The organism is Rhodoferax sp. U2-2l (assembly GCF_020594515.1).
GTDB lineage: Bacteria > Pseudomonadota > Gammaproteobacteria > Burkholderiales > Burkholderiaceae_C > Rhodoferax.
In genome coordinates this window covers 45,165-65,434 of record NZ_JAJCTH010000018.1, presented here as the reverse complement: position 1 = coordinate 65,434, position 20,270 = coordinate 45,165, and the positions used below count along the sequence as shown (strand labels likewise).

Below are 20,270 nucleotides of genomic sequence, written 5' to 3'. Positions count from 1 at the left end.
GTTGGCTCTAGACGGCCAACCGGTGGGTTATTTGCCCCAAGAGTCCCTCAACCCCACCGCCAAGTTAAACACGGGTTTTGAACCAGTCACATGGTCCACCCGATCCGCCACAAAGTAGCCATGCCGCTCAAACTGGAAGTTCTGTCCCGCTGCGGCGTTGGCCAGTGAGGGCTCGACGATGGCGGTGATGACTTTCAGGCTGTTGGGGTTCAGGCTTTCCAGGTAGTCTTTGCCGCCCGCGTCGGGCTGGGCGTCCAGGAACAGGCGGTCGTACATGCGCACTTCGGCGTTGACGCCGTCAGCCACGCCCACCCAGGTGATGGCGGCTTTGACCTTGACGCTGTCGCTGCCGGGGGTGCCGCTTTTGGTGTCGGGCACCACAGTAGCCAGCACTTCTGTGATGTTGCCATCGGCATCTTTGGTGCAGCCGGTGCATTCGATGACGTAGCCGCCTTTCAGGCGTACCTTGTTGCCGGGGAACAGGCGTTTGTAGCCCTTGGGTGGCACTTCTTCAAAGTCTTCGCGCTCAATCCACACTTCTTTGCCAATGGTGAAGTGGCGTGTGGGGCTTTCCACACCTTCGGGCGGGTGGGGCAGGGCGGGCTGGGTGCAGGGCTCCAGGTGGCCAGCGCCCATGACAGAGTCCCAGTTGGTCAGCACCAGTTTCACCGGGTTCAGCACCGCAAAACCACGGTGGGCTTTGAGCTCTAGGTCTTCGCGCAGGCAGCCTTCCAGCGTGCTGTAGTCGATCCAGCTGTCGCTTTTTGTCACGCCAATGCGTTCGGCAAAGGCTTGGATCGCCGCAGGCGTGTAGCCCCGGCGGCGCAGGCCAACAATGGTTGGCATACGCGGGTCGTCCCAGCCGTTGACCTTGTTCTCGTTCACCAGCGCGGCCAGTTTGCGTTTGCTGGTGATCACGTAGGTGAGGTTCAGGCGGGCAAATTCGTACTGGTGCGGCGCGGGGCTGCTAAGCAGTCCACCTTCACACAAGCGGTCCATCAGCCAGTCGTAAAACGGGCGTTGGTCTTCAAACTCCAGCGTGCAGATGCTGTGGGTGATCTGCTCCAGCGCGTCTTCAATCGGGTGGGCAAAGGTGTACATCGGGTAGATGCACCACTTGTTGCCGGTGTTGTGGTGTTCGGCGTGTTTGATGCGGTAGATGGCCGGGTCGCGCATGTTGATGTTGGGGCTGGCCATGTCGATCTTTGCTCGCAAGACCATAGCGCCGTCTTCATGCTTGCCGTCGCGCATCTCACGAAAGCGGACCAGGTTGTCGGCGGGCGTGCGGCTGCGGAATGGGCTGTCGACACCGGGTTTGCCAAAGTCGCCACGGTTGGCGCGCATTTGCTCGGGGGTTTGTTCGTCCACATAGGCGTGGCCCGCTTCGATCAGGTATTCCGCTGCGCGGTACATGAAGTCGAAGTAGTCGCTGGCCTGGTAGGGCAGGCTGTTGCCGGGTTGGCTCCAGTCAAAGCCGAGCCATTTCACCGAGTCGATGATGCTGTCAACGTATTCGGTGTCTTCTTTTTCGGGGTTGGTGTCGTCAAAGCGCAGGTGGCACACACCGCCGTAATCACGCGCCAGGCCAAAGTTCAGGCAGATGCTTTTGGCGTGGCCCACATGCAGGTAGCCATTGGGTTCGGGCGGGAAACGGGTGCGGATTTTGGCCGGGTCGGGCTCGCCCGCAGCGTGGTGCGCGGCGTCGCCGGGGCTGCCGGCCCAGCGGCGGGATGCGTAGGTGCCTTTTTCCAGGTCAGATTCGATGATCTGGCGCAAAAAGTTGCTGGTTTTAACGACGTCGGTGGCCGCAGGGTCAGCGGCTGTTTTATTTTGGGGTGGGGTGGGGTGGCTCATGGTGCCGATTTTAGGTGGCGCGCCTGGGGTGGCTATGATTTGTGGCCGCTCATTGTGTGCGGTTACCACAGAGTTCACCATGCCTGAATCACCTCCCGTCGCCTTGCCAGGCAAACCCCAGCCTGTTGTTGCGCAGGTGGGGCAGCGCGACTTGTTGCTGGCGGTGCAAGACGGGGTGATCACGCGCCAGCAGGCACAGGCGCTGTGGGCGCGTTGGGCCAAACAAAGCATGGCGGCACAGCAAGCGGCCCAGCCCGATGCGCCTGCCGGTGTGTACGCCAGCGCGCCGCACTTCAGTTTGACCAACACGCTGTACTACTTTGGTGGTTTGGTCGCCATCGGCGCCATGACCTTGTTCATGCAACTGAGCTGGGACGCGTTTGGTGCCTGGGGCCTGATGCTGCTGAGCGCCGCGTACCTGGTGGCCTGCCTGAAGGTGGCCGACCATCTGACAAGCCGCCAGCTGCGGGTGCCTGCTGGCATTTTGGCCACGCTGGCGGTGGTGCTGACGCCGCTGGTGGTGTGGTGTTTTCAGCACGGCATGGGCTGGTGGCCACCGGGCGGGCCGATGGCTTATTCGGCTTACCACACCCACATCAACTGGCGCTGGCTCACGCTGGAGTTGGTGACGTTGGCCGCTGGTGTGGTGATGTTGTGGCGCTACCGCCTGCCGTTCATGGTGATGCCGATTGCGGTGACGCTGTGGTACCTGAGCATGGATGTGGCGCACGGCCTGATGCAGCAAGGTGAGTTTTGGGACTTTGCCTTCATGCGTGATGTGTCGCTGGTGTTTGGCATCGCCACCGTGGCCATGGCGCTGTGGGTCGATGTGCGTTGTCGCCAGGCAACGGAGGCCGAGTGGCGGCAAGACTATGCTTTTTGGCTGTACATCTTTGGCACGCTGATGTTTTGGGGTGGCCTGAGCTGGCGCGACTCGGATTCAGAGCTGGGCAAAGCGCTGTACTGCCTGATCAACGTGGTGATGGTGTTTGCCGGGGCGGTGATCGGGCGGCGGGTGTTCACCGTGCTGGGCGCTCTGGGCGTGGCTGGTTACCTGGGCTATTTGTCGCACCGGGTGTTTGGCGACAGCCTGGTCTTTGCGTTTGTGCTGACGCTGATTGGTTTGGGGCTGGTGGCTTTGGGTATCTGGTGGCAGCGCCACGAAGAGCGCATCGCCACCTACTTTGCCAACTGGCTGCCGGTGGGTCTGCGGGCCGGTTAAGCCGCAGACGGCGGGTTAATCCATCAGCGTTTCGGCAAAGGCGTGGATGGCTTTGAGGTCGGGCGGAAGTTCGGTAAACGGCAAGCGCTCGCGCACCAGAATCTCGCGCAGGCCCTGGTCCACCTCGCGGGCTTGTTCTTCATCCTGAAAACGCCCGCTGCGCACATATTTCTTGTTACCGCGCTTGACCAGAATGTTGACGTTGTCGTTTTGCCGGTACCACTCCAGGATCTGCTCGCGGGTTTTGGCCACGTCGCAGATGTTGTCGGCGTAGTTTTCGTTGTAAAACAGCACTTGCGGCAAAGAGCATTCGGTGATCAAAAAGTGCACCTGGCCGTCAATCAGGTTGAGCATCTCATACTGGCGCTGGGCAATGAAATACTGGTTTTTCAGCACCTCGAAGTTCTGCTGCCAGACCAGGGACTTGGCAAAGTCGGGAATGGTTTCCACCGTTTTGCCGTGCAGGCTCAGGTGCAGCACGATGGCCGCTGAAAACAGCGATTTGTCACTGCCCGGCCCGCCAATGATGTTGATCACCTTGGTGGGGTAAAGCCGCATCTTGGTTTCGGGCAGGTGGTTGAGGACGTTGGCGTAGCGAATACTCATGATGGGTCACCTGTGACATAACGGCTTGTGGGCGATGGTGTGCCAGACCTGCCATTATGCAATCAGGTCGGGATGCCGTTGCGCTCCAGCAGGTCGCTCACCAGCTCCAGCCGCACCAGCGGGTTGTCAAGCGCCATCAGCCGGTGTTTCAGTTCCAGCGACATGGGCAGCAGCTCGCACCAGCGGTTGGCCACCCAGGCGCAGTCGTCGAGCTGGTAGGGCGGCTGGATCGGCATTTGCTCGGCCTCCAGATGCTGCTCGTGCAGCGTGTCAATCACCCGTTTCAGCGTGTTGGCCACGGCCTTCAGGTCGGGCGGAATGGTGACTTGCTGGTCATCAGGCAGCAGGGCCACATCGGCCACCCACAGGCCGTGTTTCATCAGGTGGTGGTTGCTGACGGTAAAACGCTGTTCGCCTGTGCATTGAATCAGCATCAGCCCGGGTTGCGGTCGGCTCAGCTGGGTGATGCGGGCCAGGGTGCCGGTCGGGTAAAAAATCTCCTCGGCAAAGTTGTCACCCCCCGGTGCGCCGCCGGGGGCCTGGCGCACCTCGCTGCCGCGGTTGAGTGACACCACGCCAAACGGCGCGCCGGTCTTGAAACACTTGCCAATCATGTCGAGGTAACGCACCTCAAAAATCTGCAGCGGCAGGTAGCCGCCCGGAAACAGGACCGTGCCCAGCGGAAACAGCGGCAAGGATTGGAGGGCAAGCGTGTCGGTCATGGTTCAATTTGCTCGGTATGGGCGTTAATGATCCCACGAAAATTCGACCCTGGCCTGGGCGGGGTCTGGCCCGGTTTCTGCTGTGAATGCGGGTTGCCGTACTGTGCAGGCTGTGATAATCGTTGATCAGACTAGGAGATTGCGTGGATATTGTGCTGTTGATCAAGGCCGCCATCATGGGGCTGGTGGAAGGTTTGACCGAGTTTTTGCCCATCTCGTCCACCGGACACTTGATTCTGGCGGGCGCGCTGCTGGGTTTTGATGACGACAAAGCCAAGGTGTTCGACATTGCCATCCAGACCGGTGCCATCTTTGCCGTGATCCTGGTGTATTGGCAAAAAATTCGCGACACGGTGGTGGCGCTGCCGTCTGAGCAGCAGGCGCAGCGCTTTGCGTTGAACGTGGCGATCGCCTTTTTTCCGGCGGTGTTGTTGGGCTTGTTGTTTGGCAAGGCCATCAAGGCCAACCTGTTCACGCCGGTGGTGGTGGCCAGCACCTTCATCATTGGCGGCTTCATCATTTTGTGGGCGGAGCGCCGCCAGGCCAAAAACCCCGCGGTGGCCCGTATCCATGACGTGGATGCCATGACGCCGATGGACGCCTTGAAAGTGGGCCTGGTGCAGTGTTTTGCCATGATTCCGGGCACCAGCCGCAGCGGCGCCACCATCATTGGTGGCATGTTGCTGGGCTTGTCGCGCAAGGCGGCCACGGATTTTTCGTTCTACCTGGCGATACCGACCCTGATCGGCGCGGGCGCCTACAGCCTGTACAAAGATCGCGCCTTGTTGTCTTTGGCTGATGTGCCGATGTTTGCTGTGGGGCTGGTGATGTCGTTTGTCAGCGCGTGGTTATGCATCCGCTGGCTGCTGGCGTTCATTTCCACCCACAGCTTTGTCGGTTTTGCCTACTACCGCATTGTGTTTGGCTTGGTGGTGCTGGCCACCGCCTGGACTGGCACGGTGACCTGGGCTGCGTGAGCGCATGGTGCAAACCACCACCATCACGCCCGACCAGCTGAAGGTGGGGATGTATGTCCACCTGGACATGAAGTGGTTTGACCATCCGTTTGCGTTCAGCCACTTCAAGATCACCAGCGCCGACCAGATTGAAACGATCCGCAGCCTGGGGCTCAAAGCCCTGCGCTTGAGTCCGGAACTGAGCGACGTGGCGCTGCCAACGGTGCTTGCGTCAGACAACACGCTGGCGCTGGTTGTCCCGCCACCCGAGGCGCCCCAAGAGCCGTCACCGGCCATGTTGGCCAAACGCGCCATGATGGCGCAAATGAAGCAGCGCCGTGACACGGCAGAGCGCATTGAGCGCGCTTTTGTGGACACCGCGCAAACCGTGCGCGACATCGAGAAAAACCTCTACAGCCGCCCCGTTGAAACCGTGCAGCAGGCCAGCAAGCTGGTGCAGAAAATCGCGGACTCCATCCTCAGCGCGCCCGAGCTGGCCATTCAGGTCATGGGCGACAAGCTGGGGGGTGAAGAGCTGTACTTTCATGCGCTCAATGTCACCATGCTGTCGATGATGATGGCGCGCGATCTGAAGTTGCCGGTGGAGGTGGTGGGTGTGCTGGGTGTGGGCGCCTTGTTGCATGACATTGGCCGCAAGGAAGTGCCCGACAAAATTTTGTTGAAAACCGATCCGCTGACGCCGGCCGAGCGCAATTTTTACGAGTTGCACCCGACTTACGGCGTTGAAATTGGCAAGCGCATGCAATTGTCGTCAGCGGCCATGGCCATCATTGGCCAGCACCATGAGCTGTTTGACGGCACGGGCTACCCGCATAAGCTCAAAGGTGAGGCGATCCACCTGCTGGCGCGTGTGGTGGTGATTGCCAACTATTACGATGAGCTGTGCAACCCGCTGTTGCTGGCCGACGCGCTGACCCCGCACGAGGCGCTCTCGTTGATGTTTGCCAAACTGCGCGGCAAGTTCGACCCCAAGTTGCTGAGCGCCTTCATTCGTTGCCTGGGGGTGTACCCACCGGGCACCATCGTGCAGTTGTCCAACGGCTTCATCGGCATGGTCTCCACGGTGAACACAACGCGGCCGATGAAACCGATTGTGGTGGTGTACGACGCCGACGTGCCCAAGGAAGAAGCGATTTTGCTGGACATGGACTCCCAGGTGGACTTGAACATCAGCAAGGCCATCCGCCCGGCGCAGGTGCCGCGCGAGGTGTACCACTACCTCAGCCCGCGCAAGCGGGTGAGTTATTACTTTGATGCCGCTGCCAAGCGCCCGCCAGCGAGCCGTCCATGAGCGACCTGGCCCAGCTCATGCTGGACAGCAGCCGGGAGATGCTGCTGCTGGTGGACCCGGCCAGTCTGCAAATTGTCAAGGTCAATGCACCGGTCGCCCTGGCGCTGGATTACACGCCCGAGCAGATGACCCGCCTGTTGATCACCGACATCGAGAGCGCGCTGCAGGACGTTTTTTACTGGGAAGACGTGCGCACCGGTCAGCTGGCCGAGGTCAACCACCAAGAGAGCCAGTACCGTCGCGCCGACGGTGAATTGCTGACCGTGACCAAATCGGTCCGCTTGCTGGCGCAGGACGGGCGCCAGCTGATGCTGGTGCTGGCCACCCAGGCGCAGGGTGTGCGCCAGGTGCAGGACGCGCTGGCGCAGACCCTGTCGCAGTTGCGTGCCACGTTGGAGTCCACCGGCAATGGCATTCTGGTGCTGGACTGGCACGGCAAGCTCAACAGCATGAACCGCCAGTTCAGCAAGATGTGGGCGCTGCCCGAGGCGTTGCTGCTGGCGCAGGACGACGAGCAGGTGCTGGCGTTCATCGTGGCCTCGGTGCGGGAGCAGGACCTGGTACGCGCCCGTCTGAACGCGGTGGTGGACCATGCCGAAACCGAGGACACCATCCGCCACCAGGACGGTCGGGTGTTCGAGCTCAGCTCCCGGCCACAGTACTTGGACGAGCAGATCATTGGCCGCGTCTTCAGCGTGCAGGACATTACCCAGCACACCCTGGACGCGCAGGCCCTGCGCGAGTCGCGTGATCGGTTGGAGCAGCGGGTGCTGGAGCGCACCGCCGCGCTGCACGCGCTCAACGCCACTGTCAACCAGGAAAAGGAGCGCCTGGCGCAGCTGGTCGACGAGCTGGAAGCCACGCAGGCGCAGCTGATGCAGTCCGAGCGCATGGCCTCCATTGGCCAGTTGGCGGCTGGCGTGGCGCATGAAATCAATAACCCGGTGGGTTTTGTCAACTCCAACCTGGGTTCGCTGCAGACCTATGTGTTGCACCTGCTCAAGCTGCTGGCCGCGTACGAGCGGGTGGAGAGCACCTTGGCCGCACCGGCTGCCCAGGAGATTGCCCAGGTCAAGAAAGACATCGACTTTGCTTTCATGTGTGACGACATCACCGAGCTGCTGAGTGAGTCGCTGGATGGCCTGAAACGCGTGACGCGCATCGTGCAGGACCTGAGGAATTTCTCACGGGTGGATGAATCTGCCCGTCAGCCAGCCGATCTGGAAGCCGGGCTGGAAAGCACCCTGCGGGTGGTCTGGAACGAACTCAAGTACAAGGCTGAGGTGGTCAAGGAGTTTGCCGGTCTGCCCCAGATCATGTGTTACCCGTTCCAGCTGAACCAGGTGTTCATGAACCTGCTGGTCAATGCCTCGCAGTCGCTGGTGGACAAGGGCCGCATCACCTTGCGCACCGGGTTTGACGAGCACCAGGTCTGGATCACGGTGCAGGACACGGGCAATGGCATTGCGCCCGAGAACCTGAAACGCATTTTTGACCCGTTTTTCACCACCAAGCCGGTGGGCAAAGGCACCGGGCTGGGTCTGTCGCTGTCGTATGACATTGTCAAGAAACACGGCGGTCACATCGACGTGACAAGCGTGGTGGGCCAGGGCACCACCATGACGGTCTTTTTACCCCGCAGCTGACAGGTTCAGCAAGGCGGCCTCAATGGTGGCGGCCGTCACCAGCGGCTGCTCCATGGGAAACAGATGGCTGCCGTCTTGCATCATGATGCGGCCATGCGTCACGCGCTGGGTCAGCGCCATGCCCACCTGCCGAATCTCCGTCGACTGGGTGCCGCCAATGAACGCCACCGGGCAGCGCACCGGGTGCCGCTTGAGCATGGCTTCCAGGTTGTCGGGCAGGGTGTTGTAGATGGCTGTTTCCACCTCGCGCGCAAAGCGCAGCGTGCGTTTGGGCTGGCCGTCCACCAGCGTGTCAACCGTGCCGTGGTTGATGTAGTCAGCCAGCACCTGCGGGTGCCACCGGGCAAAGGCGCGCTTGCTTTGAAAATGCGCCAGCGCCTCGGCGGCGTCGGCCCACTGGTTGCGTCGGCGTCGGCTCACCTTGCCGGGTGACACCGCCCCCACCAGCTGGGCGTGTTTGGCCACGCCCAGCGCGGTGGCGCGCCAGCCGCCCAGCACCGGGGCGTCCAGCAGCAGCACGCCGCGCGCCAGTTCAGGTGCTTTGGCAGCAGCCATCAGGCTCAGAAAACCGCCCAGCGAGTGGCCGACAAAAAACAGCGGTTGCCCCGCCGCCTGCACCTGTGGCCGGGCAAAGTCGATGAGTTGCTGCACCAGATGCGGCCAGTTGCTGGTGACCGGGTAGCGCGGGTCGTGGCCGAACTGGTCAATGGCCTGCACCGCCAGACCGCGCTGGCGCAGCGCCGCAAACATCACCCGGTAGGTGTCGGCGCCGAAGCTGTTGGCGTGGGAAAAAACGATGTTCATTCGGTTGGGGGCAGAGCAGGCTTATTGTGTGTCGCCCTGGTCTGTCCCACAAGCTCTGATCGGTTGGGGACAGAGCAAGCTCACTGCGTGTCGCCTTGGGGTGTCCCGCCATCTTTGATCGGTTGGGGACAGAGCAGGCTCACTGCGTGTAGCCCTGGTCTGTCCCGCAAAGTTCTCAGATTAACTTTTCTTCCGGGGTGCTGATTTTTTTCAGCGGCAGGCTGCGTCCGGCGGTCATCATCAGCGGCACGCTGGTGACTTCGCCGTTCCACATCGGGTCTTCAATGCTGTCAAACACCTCGCGCAGTTTCACGCCCCAGCTGTTGTGCAGCATCTTGAAGTAGGGGTTGTTTTCGTCGATGCAGACCACCTTGTCGGTCTGGAAGCGGTCGGTCTCGTACACCACCAGGTCCAGCGGCAGGCCGACCGACAGATTGGATTTGAGGGTCGAGTCCATCGATACCAGCGCGCACTTGGCGGCTTCGTCCAGCGGCGTGGTGGGGGTGATGACGCGGTCCAGCACCGGTTTGCCGTATTTCGACTCGCCCACCTGGAAGTACGGGGTCTCAGGCGTGGCCTCGATGAAGTTGCCGGCCGAATACACCTGGAACAGGCGCATGCCTTCGCCCTTGATCTGGCCGCCAAAAATCAGGCTGACGTTGAAATCCACGCCGGCGAGCTTGAGTGCGGCGGCGTCGCGCTCATACACGTGACGGATGGCGGCGCCCAGCACGCGCGCGGCGTCAAACATGCTTTTGGCGTTCCAGATGGTGATGCCGTCGTCTTCGTCGTGGTCCTTGAGCCGCTCAACTTGCAAAATTTCGCGCACCGACTGCGAAATGCTCAGGTTGCCCGCCGACAGCAGCACCATGAAGCGGTCATCGGGTTTTTCGTAGACGATCATCTTGCGAAAGGTGCTGATCTGGTCCAGCCCGGCGTTGGTGCGGGAGTCGGACAGAAACACCAGTCCGGCATTGAGTTTGATGGCGACGCAGTAAGTCATTGTCAAAATTTTGTGGGCAAAGGTCTGAGTGTAGGGGGCTGTGTGGCGTGCCAACGGGTTTGCCGGATCTTTGTCGGCGCGACACCCGCTGTTTACACAAAGTTACCTGGGCCGGATAGGCTTGTCCTGTCACCACAAATTTGAACTTACATGAAACACATCCAACGATTTTTCTGGGCCTATCTGCTGGGGTTGACCGCCCTGTGGTGGTTGACAGACCCGCCCGCCTGGGCCCAATTGACCGACTTTTTCAGTTGGCGCGCCACCCTGATGCAGTACAGCGGCGTGCTGGGCATGGGCGTGATGAGCCTGGCCATGGTGCTGGCGGTGCGGCCGGTGTGCTTTGAGCCGTACTTGGGTGGGCTCGACAAGATGTACCGCTTGCACAAGTGGCTGGGCATATCAGCTTTGGTGCTGTCGATCAGCCATTGGGCTCTGGCGGTGGTGCCCAAGTGGGCGGTGGGCTGGGGCTGGCTGGCGCGCCCGGTGCGTGGGCCCAAGCCGGTGCTGGCCGAGGGCTCGATCGAGCAGTGGTTCATGAGCCAGCGCGGTCTGGCCGAAGGCATTGGGGAATGGGCGTTTTATGCCGCGGCGGTGCTGATGGTGCTGGCGTTGGTCAAGCGCTTTCCGTACCGGCACTTTTTCAAAACCCACCACCTGCTGGCGGTGGCTTACCTGGTGCTGGTCGCGCACTCGGTGATCTTGCTCAAGTTTGACGACTGGCGCGGCTTGCTGGGGCCGGTCATGGCCGTCCTGATGGCCGCTGGCAGCGTGGCCGCGGTGATGGTCTTGCTCGGCCGCGTGGTCAACCGCCGTCCATGCGTGGGTGAGGTGGTGGGCATCCGCCACCATGCCGCTCTGGAGGTGGTGCAGGTGGATATTGCGTTCAAGGGGCGTTGGCCGGGCCACGAGGCGGGTCAATTTGCCTTTGTGACCTTGCACGAACACGAGGGCCCGCATCCGTACACCATTTCGTCGGCGTGGCGCAACGATGGCCGCGTGACCTTCATCATCAAGGCCCTGGGTGACTACACCCGCGCCCTGGCCCAAACGCTCGAGCTCAAGGATGTGGTCGAGGTTGAAGGCCCTTACGGACGCTTCAATTTTCAGGGGCCAACCCGGCGCCAGATCTGGGTCGGCGGCGGCATTGGCATCACGCCCTTTATCTCGCGCATGAAAGCGCTGGCCCAATCGCCGGATGGCAAGGCCATCGATCTGTTTCACACCACGGCGGTGTATGACCCCCAGGTGATGGATTTGATGGCGCAGGACGCGCGCGACGCCCAGGTCCGGCTGCATGTGCTCTGGGATGAGCGCGACGGGCGGCTTGACGCGGCCCGCATCGCCGCGCAAGTGCCGGCATGGCGTGATGCCGATGTCTGGTTCTGCGGCCCGGCCAGGTTCGGGCAGGCGCTGAAAAATGAGCTTGTGGCCATGGGCTTGGTCCCGGCCCGCTTTCACCAGGAGTTGTTTGAGATGCGCTGAAGTCTCTGGCTCAGGTGCTGCTGCCCAGGGTCTTGAGCCGGTACAGCGCCTCCAGCGCCTCACGCGGGCTCAAGTTGTCCGGGTTGATGGCGTCCAGCGCCATCTCCAAAGCGCTGGTGGTGGCCGATTCAAGCATGGGTGGCTCGGCAAACAAATCCACTTGTGCCTGGGATTGGCTGGCCTGTGCCTCCAGGGCTTCGAGCGTGTGGCGGGCGTGGCTGACCACCGCGGCGGGCATGCCGGCGAGACGCGCCACCTGGATGCCGTAACTTTTGCTGGCCGGACCGGGCTGGATTTCGTGCAGGAAAACAATGTCACGGCCTGATTCCGCGGCGCTCACATGCACATTGATGGCGCTGTGGTGCGTGGCCGGAAATTCGGTCAACTCAAAATAATGTGTGGCAAACAGCGTGTAGGCCTGGGTTTTGTCGTGCAACTGGGTGGCAATCGCGCTGGCCAGCGCCAGGCCGTCAAAGGTGCTGGTGCCGCGGCCAATCTCGTCCATCAGCACCAGCGAGTTGGGCGTGGCCGTGTTGAGGATTTGCGCGGCCTCCAGCATTTCCAGCATGAAGGTCGACTGGGCATTGGCCAGGTCGTCGGCCGCGCCGATGCGGGTGTGGATGGCGTCGATCGGCCCCAGGCGGCAGCTGGCGGCGGGCACGTAGCTGCCGATGCTGGCCAGCAGCACAATCACCGCAATCTGGCGCATGTAGGTCGATTTACCACCCATGTTCGGGCCGGTGATGATCTGCATGCGCTGCTTCAGGGTCAGACGCGTGTCGTTGGCGATGAAGCTGCCCGCACTCAGTTCAGCCAGCCGGGCCTGCACCACCGGGTGGCGCCCGGCCTCGATCTCGATGCACGGCTCGCGGGCGAACTGCGGCGCGCACCAGTCCAGGGTCAGGCTGCGCTCGGCCAGTGCACACAGGGCGTCCAACGTGGCCAGCGCGTCGGCCAGGCGGGTCAGCGCCGGCACAAAGGCCTGCAACTGGTCCAGCAGCTGGTCATACAACCACTTTTCGCGCGCCAGCGCACGCTCCTGCGCGCTCAGGGCTTTGTCTTCAAAGGCTTTGAGTTCGGGGGTGATGAAGCGCTCGGCGTTTTTCAGGGTCTGGCGGCGCCGGTAATCGTCGGGCACTTTGGCGGCCTGACCTTGTGTTACTTCAATATAGAAGCCGTGCACCTTGTTGTATTGCACGCGCAGGTTGCTGATGCCGGTGCGCTCGCGTTCGCGGGTTTCCAGGTCCAGCAAAAAACCGTCGCAGTTGGTCTGGATGGCACGCAACTCGTCCAGCTCGGCATCGAAGCCGCTGGCGATCACCCCACCGTCGCGCACCAGCGCGGCGGGCTCGGCGTCGATGGCGGCACGCAGCAAGTCGGCACAGCCCGCGGGTGGCCGCAGATGCTGGGAAATCTCGCTCAAATAGAGTTCAAGCCCTTCGATGGCGGGAGCCAGTAGCTCTGTTTTCTGGAGTGTGACTTGCAGGCCCACCAGCTCGCGCGGGCGCACCTGGCGCAGCGCGATACGCGCGGTGATGCGCTGCACATCGGTGCTGCCCTTGAGCTGCTGGCGCAGGCTGGCCCACGGGCCCGCGCCGGTCGACAGGGCCGCACCAGAACGCAGCGCCTCGATGGCGCCCAGCCGCTGGCGCGCTTGCGCACGGTCACGCCGGGGCGCCAGCAGCCAGCTTTTGAGCAGGCGGCTGCCCATGCCGGTCTGGCAGGTGTCCAGCAGCGAAAACAGTGTGGGCGCATCCTCGCCGCGCAGGGTCTGCACCAGTTCCAGGTTGCGCCGGGTGGTGGCAGGCAGGTCAATCAGCTCGTCCTGCCGCTGCACCTGCACACTGTGGATGTGGGTGAGGGTGCGGCCCTGGGTGTGCTCGGCGTAAGCCAGCAGGGCGGCTGCCGCGGCATGGGCCTGCACCAGGTCCTGCGCCTGCCAGGGCGCGAGGCTGGCGGCCTGCAAATGCTGGATGAGCGTGCGCTGGCCCAGGCCCGCGTCAAACTGCCAGTCGGGCCGCACCGAGATCGACAGCGGCGGCGTGGCGGGCAGGGCGCGCAGGCGCGCCTCAAAAGCCGGTGTGGCCCCAGCGCTGAAAATCAGCTCGCCCGCGCCAATGCGCTGCACCCAGGCAGCCAGGTCGTCGGCGACACATTCGGCCAGATGCACCACGCCCTGCGTCACACTCAGCCAGGCCAGGCCGCAATGGTTGCGCGGGCCCTGGTGCACCGCCAGCAGCAGCGCTTCGGTTTTGTCACTCAACAGTTCCAGATCGGTCAGGGTGCCGGGGGTGACCACGCGCACCACCTTGCGCTCCACCGGCCCCTTGGCACTGGCGACATCGCCCACTTGTTCACAGATGGCAACCGACTCGCCCAGCTTGATCAGGCGTGCCAGATAGGTGTCGACCGAGTGGAACGGCACCCCTGCCATCACCACCGGCTGGCCGCCGGACTGGCCGCGTTGCGTCAGGGTGATGTTGAGCAGGCGCGCGGCTTTTTCGGCGTCGGCATAAAACAGCTCATAAAAATCACCCATGCGGTAAAACAGCAGGGTGTGGGGGTAGTCCGCCTTCAGACCCAGGTATTGGGTCATCATGGGGGTGTGCGTCTTGGCGGTATCGGTCATTGTGGGAAGTCTAGCAAGCTTCCCCACCCGGACCGGGTTGAATCCCAATCCGTTCTGTGCGGGCCCAAGCCCTTGCCCAAAGCGTTGAGGCAGGTCAAAATGCCACCAGAATGTCAACAAAAGTTGACATTCATCAATGTCTAAAAACACCACCCTAGGCACATTAGCCCTGTCCTTCAACTTACTGGAAACGTTATGCGCGTAATGCTCGTTCACCCCAATTACCACTCGGGTGGTGCTGAAATTGCCGGTACCTGGCCTCCAGCGTGGGTCGCCTACCTGGCGGGTTATCTGAAGGCAGGCGGTTACACCGACATCGTGTTTGTCGACGCCATGACGTTGGACCTGAGTGAAGACGTGATGCGGCAGAAGTTTGCCGAGATCAAGCCCGACATCGTCGGCTGCACGGCCATCACCCCGTCCATCTACAAGGCACAGCGCCTGTTGCAGGTGGTGAAAGAGGTCAACCCCAACATCGTGACCGTGCTGGGCGGCATCCACGCCACCTTCATGTTCTCGCAGGTGCTGGGTGAGTCGCCCTGGATTGACGCCGTGGTGCGGGGCGAAGGTGAACAGGTGTTCCTGAACCTGGTGAAGGCCGTGGACGCCGGTACCTTCATGCAAAACCGCGAATCGGTGCCGGGCATCGCTTTCCGCAACGACGAAGGCAAGATTGTTTCCACCCCCGCCGAGCCGCCCATTCAAGACCTGGACACCATCACGCCCGACTGGGGCATCCTGGACTGGAGCAAATACATCTACACGCCGCTGAATGTGCGCGTGGCCATCCCCAACTTTGCGCGTGGTTGCCCGTTTACCTGCAGTTTTTGCAGCCAGTGGAAGTTCTGGCGCGACTACCGCATCCGCGACCCGAAAAAGGTGGTGGACGAGATCGAGGACCTGGTCAAGAACCACAAGGTCGGCTTCTTCATCCTGGCCGACGAAGAGCCCACCATCCACCGCAAGAAATTCATCCAGTTCTGCGAAGAACTCATTGAGCGCAAGCTGCCGGTGTATTGGGGCATCAACACCCGCGTGACCGACATCCTGCGCGACGAGAAGCTGCTGCCGATGTACCGCAAGGCGGGCTTGATCCACATCTCGCTGGGCACCGAAGCCGCGGCGCAGTTGCAGCTGGACCGCTTCAACAAGGAAACCACCATCGAGCAGAACAAGAAGGCCATCCGCCTGCTGCGCGAAGCCGGTATCGTGACCGAGGCCCAGTTCATCGTCGGTCTGGAGAACGAAACCGCCGAGACCATCGAGGAAACCTACCGCATGACACGCGACTGGAACCCCGACATGGCCAACTGGGCGATGTACACACCGTGGCCGTTCTCCGACCTGTTCCAGGAACTCGGCGACAAGGTCGAAGTGTTCGACTACGAAAAGTACAACTTTGTCACCCCCATCATGAAGCCCAACGCGATGGACCGCGCCGAGCTGCTGGACCGGGTGATGAACAATTACCGCCGGTTCTTCATGAACAAGACCTTCTTCCAGTACCCCTGGACGCGCGACCCGGTGCGCCGCAAGTACCTGATGGGTTGCCTGAAAGCGTTCCTGAAGAGTGGTTTTGAGCGCAAGTTCTACGACCTGGGCCGTGTCGGTTACTGGGGCCCGCAGAGCAAGAAAAAGGTGGACTTCAAGTTCGAGAGCGCCACCACCCGCACCCGTCCGGACGCCGCTTTGGTGGCCCAGGCCGATGAAGGCTGGGTGACCATGCACGGACCCAAGATCGAGATGCGCCGCAAGAAGGGCGAGGACATCGCCGCCGAAGCCATTGCCGCCCAAGCTGCCGCCAAGCTGCCGGTATCGGCTTGCGGCGGTGGCAAAGAGCAGATGACCGAAGAAGAAATGGCCAAGATCGGATGAGTTCAGCCGAGGGCGTTGCGGGCCGCATCGGCCCCAACGCGATCATCCGCGTGGCCGAGGCGCTGCGTGAAACCTTTGGGCAGGATGTGACAGCCGGCCTGTTTGCGCAGGCCGGGCTGGGTCATTACCTGGTCAAACTGCCCGAAAAGATGGTCAATGAGGCCGAGGTGCTGCGCCTGCACAACGTGCTGCGCGCCCAACTGGGTCAGCCGACCTGCGCCAACATCACCTGGAAAGCGGGCCTCAAAACCGCTGATTACTTGCTGGCCAACCGCATCCCGAAATTTGCCCAGGTGGTGTTCAAGGCGCTGCCTGCGGCGCTGTCGGCGCGCATGTTGCTCAAAACCATTGGTGGCCACAGCTGGACGTTTGCCGGCAGCGGCGAGTTCAGCTACGCGGTGGGGCAGACGGTGGTGCTGACCATCCGCAACAACCCGCTGTGCCGCGAGGTGCGCACCGACGTGCCGGTGTGCGACTTTTATTCCGCCACCTTTGAGCGCCTGTTTCAGGTGCTGGTGCACCCCCAAACCAAAGTCAACGAGACCGACTGCGAAGCCCAAGGCGACGACGTCTGCCGCTTTGAGCTGACCTGGCGCTGATTGGCGTTGGCGCTGCCGCACGGCAAGAGCGCCAACCCGGCCCATGCGTGCGCTGCCGAACAGCATTGGCAGCGCCAAGCTTCCATACTCGCCCCCTTGTTCCTACTTTGAGGCGCCGCTCTGACATGCCCTGGGATCCTGATGCCTTCTGGTCGCTGCTGAAGCAGACGATGCGTTCCTGGCTGGGCGACTATGCGCCCAGCATGGGGGCGGCGCTGGCCTACTACACCTTGTTTTCATTGGCGCCGCTGTTGCTGATCGTCATCGCCGTGGCGGGCCTCATCTTTGGGGAGGACGCGGCGCGCGGCGAAATCGCGCTGCAGCTCAGTGCTTTGATGGGTGAAGGCGGTGCCAAAGCGGTTCAGGATTTGCTCTCCAGCGTGGACAAACCGCTGGAAGGCTCGGTGGCGACCATCGTTGGCCTGCTGATGCTGGTGGTGGGCGCGACCACGGTGTTTGCCGAGTTGCAGGACTCGCTCGACCGCATCTGGCACGTGCCTGCGCGTGAATCCCGGCCGGGCTGGCTGATGCTGGTGCGCGCGCGGCTGCTGTCGTTCGGGATGATTCTGGCCATCGGATTTTTGTTGATCGTGTCGCTGGTGGTGAGTTCGGTGCTGGGCGCCATGGGGAGCTGGCTGCAACCGCTGTTTGGCGGCTGGCTGACCTTGGCTGCAGCGGTCAACGCCGTGGGCAGCTTCTTGATGGTCACGGCCATGTTTGCGCTGATCTACAAGGTGATGCCACGGGTGCAGGTGCAGTGGCAAGACGTCTGGACCGGGGCCGTGTTCACCGCGACGCTGTTCACGTTTGGCAAATTCCTGATTGGTCTCTACATTGGTCGCAGTGGCGCCATCACCGGGTTTGGTGCGGCGGGCTCGCTGGTGGTGGTATTGCTCTGGGTGTATTACTCGGCGCAGATTTTTCTGATCGGGGCCGAATTCACCTGGGTCTATGCCAATGCGTATGGCTCACGCCAACCGCTGCCTGCCAAAGACGGCGCGGTGCCCAGCGTGATGACCGGTCCGGCCTGACCGCGGACGCGCGGTGGTTGGCGGGTCAAGCCGGGTGGTCTTGACGTGAAAGTATCAACTTGTCATGTGGGACTGCGACCCGGCATCCCTGGTTACTGACCGGGATCGATTGAGCGCGCCCGGGGCGTTGTGGCCAGAAATTGCGCCAGCTGCGCCAGCACTTCCTGAACGGCCACATTGGCTGCGGCCACACCGCCTTGGGCGTTCTCGCTCGCGGCGGGCGCTTCGGCACTGAATTCACGCCAGGCCAGCACCTTGCGGGTGGTCTCATCGGTCAGGTAGGCACGTAGGGTGAATTGCACCCGGCTCGGCTGGGTTTGAAAGTTGTGCTGCAGGCGGATGATCTGGGTCGTGAGCCGGACATCGCCAGCGACGCTGGCCGGCGTCAGCACCACGCTGCCAAAAGCGCCGGTCTGGCCGATGGCCGCCACCAGCAACGGGCCCAACATGCGGGCTGGCGGGTCGGCCCACTCGCTGTGGGCGAAGTAGGTCAGTTGGTGGTCGTCGCGCAGGTAGACGAGGCGCTGGCTGTCAAAACCTGAGGCCGCCTGCACCGGGTTGACCAGCAGCGTGGGCAAGGCGGGCGCCGTGCCAGCAGATACAGACGTGGGCGTGGGCGCTGCCATCGGGCCGGGTGGCGCTTCCACCAGCAAGTAGAGAACGGGCGGTTGGGTGGCGGCCGGGCGCAGCACGCTGCAGGCTGTGAGCGTCAGCAGGGCGGCGCCAAACGCGGCGCCAAGTGCGGCACGGCGCATGCCGCGGGGCGCGGCTGTGGGTAGCCAAGGGGTCATGGTTGTTCTCCCGATTCGCCCGGGCCATTGGGCACGGTTTGGTTGCCAAAAATGAGACCACGGGGGTCGCGCCGCGTCTGCTCGGTCAGCAGCTGGAGCGAGCGGCTCAGGGTGCTCAACTCCCCCAGCAGGCGTTCCAGTTCAGGCAAGGTGTCGGTGCTCAGGCGCTTCACATCCGCCCCGACGCCATCGATGGTTTTGCCTGCGTTGACGCTGGTGTTGGCGACTTCGGTGCCCATCTTTTCAATGGCACGGGCGCTGCGGGCCAGGCCTTGGGTCAGGGCTTGTAACTCGGCGCTGGCTTTGGCGGTGTTTTTCAAGGTGCGCGCACCATCCGCAAGGCCGGCATCGATGCTGTCTTTGCGCGCCGCCAGCGTGCGCGCCAGGGTGGCCACATCCGCCAGCGTGTTGCGAAAGGCGGTCTGGTTCTCTTTGCTCAGAATGGCGTTGAGGTTGGCGGAGGTGCTGTCGAGCTTGGCCAGCACGCTGGAGAGCACGTTTTCCAGCCGAGCTGATAACGACGGCGAGGTCCGTATCGCCGGGTAGCTGGCGCCCGCCTGAGCCTGCAGCACCGGTGAGGTGACGCTGCCGCCGCTCAACTCCACATAAGCGATGCCGGTCAAGCCCTGCGTCTTCAGGACGGCGATGGTGTCTTCCTTGATCGGGGTGCCGTGCTCGATGGCAAACAGCAGATTGACGTTTTTGGGGTTGGCGCCGTCCAGCGTGATGGTTTGCACTTTGCCCACATCCACGCCGTTGTATTTGACCGGCGCGTTGACATTGAGCCCGGCCACGGATTCTTCCATCACCGCCTGGTACACGTCGTACTGCTTTTGCCAGGCGCCGCCTGAGGCCAGCCACAAGACGCCCGCCACCAGCGCGGCGCCCAACACCAGCACAAAGGCGCCGACCCACACATAGTTCACTTTGGTTTCCATCAGGGCTCCACGGGAGTTAACAGGGCCTGCGCCTGGGCTGTGCGGGCGCGCGGGCCGGTGAAGAAGGGGCGGATGGCCGGTACCGCCATGCGGGAGAGTTCCGCCATGGAGCCGATGCCCTGGACCTTGCCGTCAGCCAGCACCGCCACACGGTTCGCCACCTGCCACAACAAGTCCAGGTCGTGCGTGATCATCACCACCGTCAACCCCAACTGGTCGCGCAAATTTTTCACCAATTCGTCGAAACCAGCCGCGCTTTGCGGGTCCAGCCCGGCGGTGGGCTCGTCCAGAAACAGCAGTTCGGGCTCCAGCACCAGGGCCCGGGCCAGCGCGGCACGTTTCATCATGCCGCCGCTGAGTTCGGCCGGGTACAGGTCTGCCACGCTGGGCGCCAAACCAACGGCTGCCAGTTTTTCGGCGGCGATGGCGTCCACCTGCAAGTCGCTGAGCTGGCGATGTTCCCGCAGCGGCAAGCCGATGTTTTCCAGCACCGTCAACGAACCAAACAAGCCACCTTGCTGAAACAACACCCCAAAGCGCTGACGCAGCGCCAGTGCCGCCGCGGCGGTGATGTGGGTCAGGTCCACCCCCAGCACGCGGATGCGGCCCGCATTGGGCGTGTGCAGCAGGATCATTTCGCGCAACAGCGTTGATTTGCCGGTGCCACTGCCGCCAATCACCGCAAAGATCTCGGCACGGTGCACCACCAGGTCAATGCCGTTGTGCACCACATGGCTGCCAAACCGCGTCACCACCTGGTGCATCTCAAGAACCGTGTTCGGTGCAGATGGGTTCAT

The 20,270-nt window shown here is 62.4% G+C and carries 17 protein-coding genes; 8 read left to right on the top strand and 9 right to left on the bottom strand.

The window, feature by feature from the left end:
• Nucleotides 1–27 precede the first annotated feature (27 nt).
• Entirely contained in the window at nt 28–1,854 is a 1,827-nt protein-coding gene (locus tag LHU53_RS16220) for a glutamine--tRNA ligase/YqeY domain fusion protein (RefSeq protein WP_227333822.1), read from the bottom strand.
• A 79-nt stretch (nt 1,855–1,933) separates the two neighbouring features.
• On the opposite strand from LHU53_RS16220, the gene LHU53_RS16215 reads away from it, so the two are divergent.
• Entirely contained in the window at nt 1,934–3,076 is a 1,143-nt protein-coding gene (locus tag LHU53_RS16215) for a DUF2157 domain-containing protein (RefSeq protein WP_227333820.1), read from the top strand.
• 15 nt (nt 3,077–3,091) lie between these two features.
• On the opposite strand, the gene LHU53_RS16210 is transcribed toward LHU53_RS16215, so the two are convergent.
• Together LHU53_RS16210 and LHU53_RS16205 are read right to left on the bottom strand one after the other, a co-directional pair.
• A complete protein-coding gene (locus tag LHU53_RS16210) occupies nt 3,092–3,682 on the bottom strand; it encodes a hypothetical protein (protein ID WP_227333818.1) in 591 nt (196 codons plus the stop codon).
• Between the two features lie 62 nt (nt 3,683–3,744).
• On the bottom strand, nt 3,745–4,404 hold the full coding sequence (locus tag LHU53_RS16205) for an LON peptidase substrate-binding domain-containing protein (protein ID WP_227333816.1): 660 nt from the start codon (nt 4,402–4,404) through the stop codon (nt 3,745–3,747).
• Between the two features lie 143 nt (nt 4,405–4,547).
• Here LHU53_RS16205 and LHU53_RS16200 point away from each other — a divergent pair, with 143 nt between their 5' ends.
• Genes LHU53_RS16200 through LHU53_RS16190 form a run of 3 tightly spaced genes read left to right on the top strand, consistent with a single transcriptional unit; the run spans nt 4,548 to nt 8,318 of the window.
• Nucleotides 4,548–5,381, top strand: coding sequence for an undecaprenyl-diphosphate phosphatase (locus LHU53_RS16200; protein WP_227333814.1), 834 nt, complete (start codon nt 4,548–4,550; stop codon nt 5,379–5,381).
• 4 nt (nt 5,382–5,385) lie between these two features.
• Nucleotides 5,386–6,672: an HD-GYP domain-containing protein gene (locus LHU53_RS16195; protein ID WP_227333812.1), complete on the top strand. Its 1,287-nt coding sequence runs from the start codon at nt 5,386–5,388 to the stop codon at nt 6,670–6,672.
• Nucleotides 6,669–8,318 carry an ATP-binding protein gene (locus LHU53_RS16190; protein ID WP_304621938.1) on the top strand — a complete coding sequence of 550 codons (1,650 nt, stop codon included), beginning with the start codon at nt 6,669–6,671 and terminating at the stop codon, nt 8,316–8,318. Before LHU53_RS16195 ends, LHU53_RS16190 begins: the two co-directional genes overlap by 4 nt.
• Here LHU53_RS16190 and LHU53_RS16185 read toward each other — a convergent pair.
• Together LHU53_RS16185 and LHU53_RS16180 are read right to left on the bottom strand one after the other, a co-directional pair.
• Complete coding sequence (locus tag LHU53_RS16185; RefSeq protein WP_227333810.1) at nt 8,304–9,122, bottom strand: alpha/beta fold hydrolase; 819 nt, start codon at nt 9,120–9,122, stop codon at nt 8,304–8,306. The two genes, LHU53_RS16190 and LHU53_RS16185, sit on opposite strands and share 15 nt — an antisense overlap.
• A 175-nt stretch (nt 9,123–9,297) precedes the next feature.
• The gene (locus LHU53_RS16180) at nt 9,298–10,125 is read right to left on the bottom strand and encodes a proteasome-type protease (protein ID WP_227333809.1); all 828 of its coding nucleotides are present in this window, start codon (nt 10,123–10,125) and stop codon (nt 9,298–9,300) included.
• 150 nt (nt 10,126–10,275) lie between these two features.
• On the opposite strand from LHU53_RS16180, the gene LHU53_RS16175 reads away from it, so the two are divergent.
• Nucleotides 10,276–11,610, top strand: a complete 1,335-nt coding sequence (locus LHU53_RS16175; RefSeq protein WP_227333807.1) for a ferric reductase-like transmembrane domain-containing protein — start codon at nt 10,276–10,278, stop codon at nt 11,608–11,610.
• A 10-nt stretch (nt 11,611–11,620) separates the two neighbouring features.
• On the opposite strand, the gene mutS is transcribed toward LHU53_RS16175, so the two are convergent.
• On the bottom strand, nt 11,621–14,239 hold the full coding sequence (gene mutS / locus LHU53_RS16170) for a DNA mismatch repair protein MutS (protein ID WP_227333805.1): 2,619 nt from the start codon (nt 14,237–14,239) through the stop codon (nt 11,621–11,623).
• A gap of 195 nt (nt 14,240–14,434) precedes the next feature.
• On the opposite strand from mutS, the gene bchE reads away from it, so the two are divergent.
• The 3 genes from bchE (at nt 14,435) to LHU53_RS16155 (ending at nt 17,744) form a co-directional block, all read left to right on the top strand.
• Nucleotides 14,435–16,114, top strand: a complete 1,680-nt coding sequence (bchE, locus tag LHU53_RS16165) for a magnesium-protoporphyrin IX monomethyl ester anaerobic oxidative cyclase (RefSeq protein ID WP_227333803.1) — start codon at nt 14,435–14,437, stop codon at nt 16,112–16,114.
• The gene (gene bchJ, locus LHU53_RS16160; RefSeq protein WP_227333801.1) at nt 16,111–16,713 is read left to right on the top strand and encodes a bacteriochlorophyll 4-vinyl reductase; all 603 of its coding nucleotides are present in this window, start codon (nt 16,111–16,113) and stop codon (nt 16,711–16,713) included. Before bchE ends, bchJ begins: the two co-directional genes overlap by 4 nt.
• A gap of 125 nt (nt 16,714–16,838) precedes the next feature.
• Nucleotides 16,839–17,744, top strand: a complete 906-nt coding sequence (locus tag LHU53_RS16155; protein WP_227333799.1) for a YihY/virulence factor BrkB family protein — start codon at nt 16,839–16,841, stop codon at nt 17,742–17,744.
• Nucleotides 17,745–17,836: 92 nt separating this feature from the next.
• Here LHU53_RS16155 and LHU53_RS16150 read toward each other — a convergent pair whose 3' ends face one another.
• Genes LHU53_RS16150 through LHU53_RS16140 form a run of 3 tightly spaced genes read right to left on the bottom strand, consistent with a single transcriptional unit; the run spans nt 17,837 to nt 20,270 of the window.
• Complete coding sequence (locus LHU53_RS16150) at nt 17,837–18,535, bottom strand: ABC-type transport auxiliary lipoprotein family protein (RefSeq protein WP_227333797.1); 699 nt, start codon at nt 18,533–18,535, stop codon at nt 17,837–17,839.
• Nucleotides 18,532–19,473: an MlaD family protein gene (locus tag LHU53_RS16145; protein WP_227333795.1), complete on the bottom strand. Its 942-nt coding sequence runs from the start codon at nt 19,471–19,473 to the stop codon at nt 18,532–18,534. The genes LHU53_RS16150 and LHU53_RS16145 overlap by 4 nt, the downstream gene beginning before the upstream one ends.
• Nucleotides 19,473–20,270 (bottom strand): ABC transporter ATP-binding protein, encoded by a 798-nt coding sequence (locus LHU53_RS16140; RefSeq protein ID WP_227333793.1) that lies wholly within the window; start codon nt 20,268–20,270, stop codon nt 19,473–19,475. The genes LHU53_RS16145 and LHU53_RS16140 overlap by 1 nt, the downstream gene beginning before the upstream one ends.

What these genes read in the sequence shown, in the direction of transcription:
- LHU53_RS16150 (WP_227333797.1), bottom strand. Translation starts at nt 18,535, where the DNA reads ATGACCCCTTGGCTACCCACAGCCGCGCCCCGCGGCATGCGCCGTGCC.
- LHU53_RS16210 (WP_227333818.1), bottom strand. Translation starts at nt 3,682, where the DNA reads ATGAGTATTCGCTACGCCAACGTCCTCAACCACCTGCCCGAAACCAAG.
- LHU53_RS16175 (WP_227333807.1), top strand. Translation starts at nt 10,276, where the DNA reads ATGAAACACATCCAACGATTTTTCTGGGCCTATCTGCTGGGGTTGACC.
- LHU53_RS16180 (WP_227333809.1), bottom strand. Translation starts at nt 10,125, where the DNA reads ATGACTTACTGCGTCGCCATCAAACTCAATGCCGGACTGGTGTTTCTG.
- LHU53_RS16190 (WP_304621938.1), top strand. Translation starts at nt 6,669, where the DNA reads ATGAGCGACCTGGCCCAGCTCATGCTGGACAGCAGCCGGGAGATGCTG.
- LHU53_RS16155 (WP_227333799.1), top strand. Translation starts at nt 16,839, where the DNA reads ATGCCCTGGGATCCTGATGCCTTCTGGTCGCTGCTGAAGCAGACGATG.
- LHU53_RS16145 (WP_227333795.1), bottom strand. Translation starts at nt 19,473, where the DNA reads ATGGAAACCAAAGTGAACTATGTGTGGGTCGGCGCCTTTGTGCTGGTG.
- LHU53_RS16185 (WP_227333810.1), bottom strand. Translation starts at nt 9,122, where the DNA reads ATGAACATCGTTTTTTCCCACGCCAACAGCTTCGGCGCCGACACCTAC.
- LHU53_RS16220 (WP_227333822.1), bottom strand. Translation starts at nt 1,854, where the DNA reads ATGAGCCACCCCACCCCACCCCAAAATAAAACAGCCGCTGACCCTGCG.
- mutS (WP_227333805.1), bottom strand. Translation starts at nt 14,239, where the DNA reads ATGACCGATACCGCCAAGACGCACACCCCCATGATGACCCAATACCTG.
- bchE (WP_227333803.1), top strand. Translation starts at nt 14,435, where the DNA reads ATGCGCGTAATGCTCGTTCACCCCAATTACCACTCGGGTGGTGCTGAA.
- LHU53_RS16205 (WP_227333816.1), bottom strand. Translation starts at nt 4,404, where the DNA reads ATGACCGACACGCTTGCCCTCCAATCCTTGCCGCTGTTTCCGCTGGGC.
- LHU53_RS16195 (WP_227333812.1), top strand. Translation starts at nt 5,386, where the DNA reads ATGGTGCAAACCACCACCATCACGCCCGACCAGCTGAAGGTGGGGATG.
- LHU53_RS16140 (WP_227333793.1), bottom strand. Translation starts at nt 20,270, where the DNA reads ATGAACCCATCTGCACCGAACACGGTTCTTGAGATGCACCAGGTGGTG.
- LHU53_RS16215 (WP_227333820.1), top strand. Translation starts at nt 1,934, where the DNA reads ATGCCTGAATCACCTCCCGTCGCCTTGCCAGGCAAACCCCAGCCTGTT.
- bchJ (WP_227333801.1), top strand. Translation starts at nt 16,111, where the DNA reads ATGAGTTCAGCCGAGGGCGTTGCGGGCCGCATCGGCCCCAACGCGATC.